The sequence below is a fragment of the Oceanispirochaeta sp. genome (assembly GCF_027859075.1).
Lineage (GTDB): Bacteria > Spirochaetota > Spirochaetia > DSM-2461 > DSM-2461 > Oceanispirochaeta.
In genome coordinates, this window is the sequence record NZ_JAQIBL010000249.1 from 1 (window position 1) to 2,371 (window position 2,371).

Genomic DNA, 2,371 nt, shown 5'->3' on the forward strand with positions numbered 1-2,371 from the left:
TGGCTGTCAGCATTGCTTCTTTTCTATTTAATATGGTGGTTTCCATTTACTCTCCTAATATCTTATTATTTTAATTGTAGTAGGTGCGTTGTAATACAAGCTACAAATAAATCTTAACACAGCTTTTCTGGTTGTCAAGTTTTATTTCACTTCAAATAACCTGTGGCTAGCCCGAATATGACATATTCCACTCGAACCTCAAATGAATATTTCCCGTATGGGTATAATATCCCTCTCAGTATTCGAATGCTTCCAGAGGATTCCAGCCTTCATTGATAAATTGGGTGGTCGTTCTATTCACAGATCCAAAGGTAATAAATTCTTCAGCTTTCATACCATCCGGTTCATAGGCTTTTCTGAATTCAGGCATAGTCAACAATCTGTTGATAGAGTCTTCGGCTACGGGGATATCAATTCTCTCTAAATAAATTTAAGAGTACTTAGAAGATCTGGTTAACCCTTTTGCAGTAGAGTCCTATTATGCTTTCTTTTCGAAATTTTCAGACATGCGGGTTACGGTTCTTTGAACATGTTCATGCATGAGCTGTTTTGCGGAGTCCGCATTTCTATCACGAAGGGCTTGAATTAAGAGCTTGTGATAATGCAGACCATCCTTTACACCAAGAGTTTCACTTATTTCAAGCCAGGCTGAATTGAAGATTTCAAAGAGAATCTTGTATATCTTTATGATGACCTTATTTGACAATATATCTACTAAAAAGAAGTGGAACTGTTCATCCAGAGTGGCAAACTGTTTACAGCCCTCGGAATATTTTAACATCTTTTCATAGATTGTTTCCAATTTATTGATCTCTTCTTCTGTAATCTTATCAACTATAAAGGGCATGATATTGGGTTCGATTATGATTCGATATTGCAGAACATCCATAATGTCGTCTTTATCAAGTGCAAATAGAGGTGTAAGCATATTGAGTTGTTCGGATAAACTATAATTATTGACAAAGCTGCCTTCCCCCCGGCGGATCTCAATAAATCCCTGTGCACAGAGAGATTGAAGAGCAGATCTGACAGAGACTCGACTGACTCCCATTTGTACACATAACTGATTTTCTGAAGGTAGCTTGCTGCCAGGCGGCCATTTCCCCTGGAGGATCATAGTTCGGCATTGATCATAGACCTGATTCTTTATCTGAGATGTATCAATCTTTCCTAGTCCAGCCATGTGTAACTTATATTACAAGTTCTCATAGACTGTCAATCGAACAGGCCTGTTCATTCACGTTGATCAGCATTCCGGGGCCGATAGGGGATCATCCTGTGGACTGGGCTGGCTTTAGAATTTTGGAAACCGGTGCAGGATCGTTATTTGTCACTTTTATAGCGGCTGATGGAGGATCATTTGATCATCTTTTTTCAGGGTTAAACCATTTTTTTGTCAACCAGATTCCGGCCCAGGTTCAGGCACTCCTTTGCCGCTTCCTCTTCCAGAATGTAGCTGATTCCATCCTCTGCATAAAAGACCTGGGGGGACTTTAAATCCGGGAGACTTATGATCTCAACGGCTACCGTCCAGCGACTCTGCCGCGTTAGGCGGGGTCGTGCTGTCAGCCGGTGCTGTTTATAGTCTTCACTGATGATCTTTTTCATCATCTCTCAATCTTCAAGGGCAGATTCTACAGCCTGACGGGCATGAATCTCGGTCGTGTCATAGAGCTTGATTTTTGTATCTCTCTGATTAACCAATTGTCCGATCTCCGTACAGCCCAGGATCACAGCTTCTGCACCTTTTTCTGCCATTTTTCCCATGATTTTGTAAAAATCTCCGGCTGAATCTTTCCTAATATTTCCGAGGCAGAGTTCATCGTATATCACTCTGTGAACGGTTTTGCGATCATTTTCTTCCGGAATCAAGACGACCAGCCCGAACTTTTCCTCTAATCGTCCCCTGTAGAACTCCTGTTCCATCGTAAAGGCTGTTCCCAGGAGTCCTACACAGGAAATCCCGTCCTGAATCAGGGCTTCCGCCGTGGCATCGGCTATGTGGAGGAGGGGGATGGAGAGAGCTTTTTCGATTCCCGGGGCGACCTTGTGCATGGTGTTTGTACAGATCAGAAGAAAATCAGCACCGGCTTTTTCAATAGACCTGGCAGCCTTAATCAGAACGGATTCGGTTCCGGACCAGTCTCCCCTGTGATGGAGTTTATCGATGGGGTCAAAATCGACACTGTAGAGTATGATTTCCGCTGAATGCAGTCCTCCCAGCCTCTCTTTGATTCCCTCATTGATGATGCGGTAATAATCCTGTGTACTCTCCCAGCTCATACCGCCCAGCAATCCGAGTTTCTTCATTCTTTATACCCCCATAAATAGTTTTTTTCATGGTTTCATTTCTGAGTAAGCATTTCTTTCA

General features: G+C 42.6%; 4 protein-coding genes. All 4 read right to left on the reverse strand.

The features are described 5' to 3' along the window. Nucleotides 1-235 precede the first annotated feature (235 nt). The 4 genes from PF479_RS13820 to PF479_RS13835 all read right to left on the reverse strand — a co-directional run bounded on the left by PF479_RS13820 (nucleotide 236) and on the right by PF479_RS13835 (nucleotide 2,310). Nucleotides 236-370, reverse strand: a complete 135-nt coding sequence (locus PF479_RS13820; protein WP_298007600.1) for a hypothetical protein — start codon at nucleotides 368-370, stop codon at nucleotides 236-238. 108 nt (nucleotides 371-478) lie between these two features. Further along, nucleotides 479-1,183: a FadR/GntR family transcriptional regulator gene (locus PF479_RS13825; RefSeq protein WP_298007602.1), complete on the reverse strand. Its 705-nt coding sequence runs from the start codon at nucleotides 1,181-1,183 to the stop codon at nucleotides 479-481. A 197-nt stretch (nucleotides 1,184-1,380) separates the two neighbouring features. Beyond that, nucleotides 1,381-1,611, reverse strand: coding sequence for a hypothetical protein (locus PF479_RS13830; RefSeq protein ID WP_298007604.1), 231 nt, complete (start codon nucleotides 1,609-1,611; stop codon nucleotides 1,381-1,383). 3 nt (nucleotides 1,612-1,614) lie between these two features. Beyond that, complete coding sequence (locus PF479_RS13835) at nucleotides 1,615-2,310, reverse strand: aspartate/glutamate racemase family protein (RefSeq protein ID WP_298007606.1); 696 nt, start codon at nucleotides 2,308-2,310, stop codon at nucleotides 1,615-1,617. Nucleotides 2,311-2,371 lie beyond the last annotated feature (61 nt).

What these genes read in the sequence shown, in the direction of transcription:
- PF479_RS13820 (WP_298007600.1), bottom strand. Translation starts at nt 370, where the DNA reads ATGCCTGAATTCAGAAAAGCCTATGAACCGGATGGTATGAAAGCTGAA.
- PF479_RS13825 (WP_298007602.1), bottom strand. Translation starts at nt 1,183, where the DNA reads ATGGCTGGACTAGGAAAGATTGATACATCTCAGATAAAGAATCAGGTC.
- PF479_RS13830 (WP_298007604.1), bottom strand. Translation starts at nt 1,611, where the DNA reads ATGATGAAAAAGATCATCAGTGAAGACTATAAACAGCACCGGCTGACA.
- PF479_RS13835 (WP_298007606.1), bottom strand. Translation starts at nt 2,310, where the DNA reads ATGAAGAAACTCGGATTGCTGGGCGGTATGAGCTGGGAGAGTACACAG.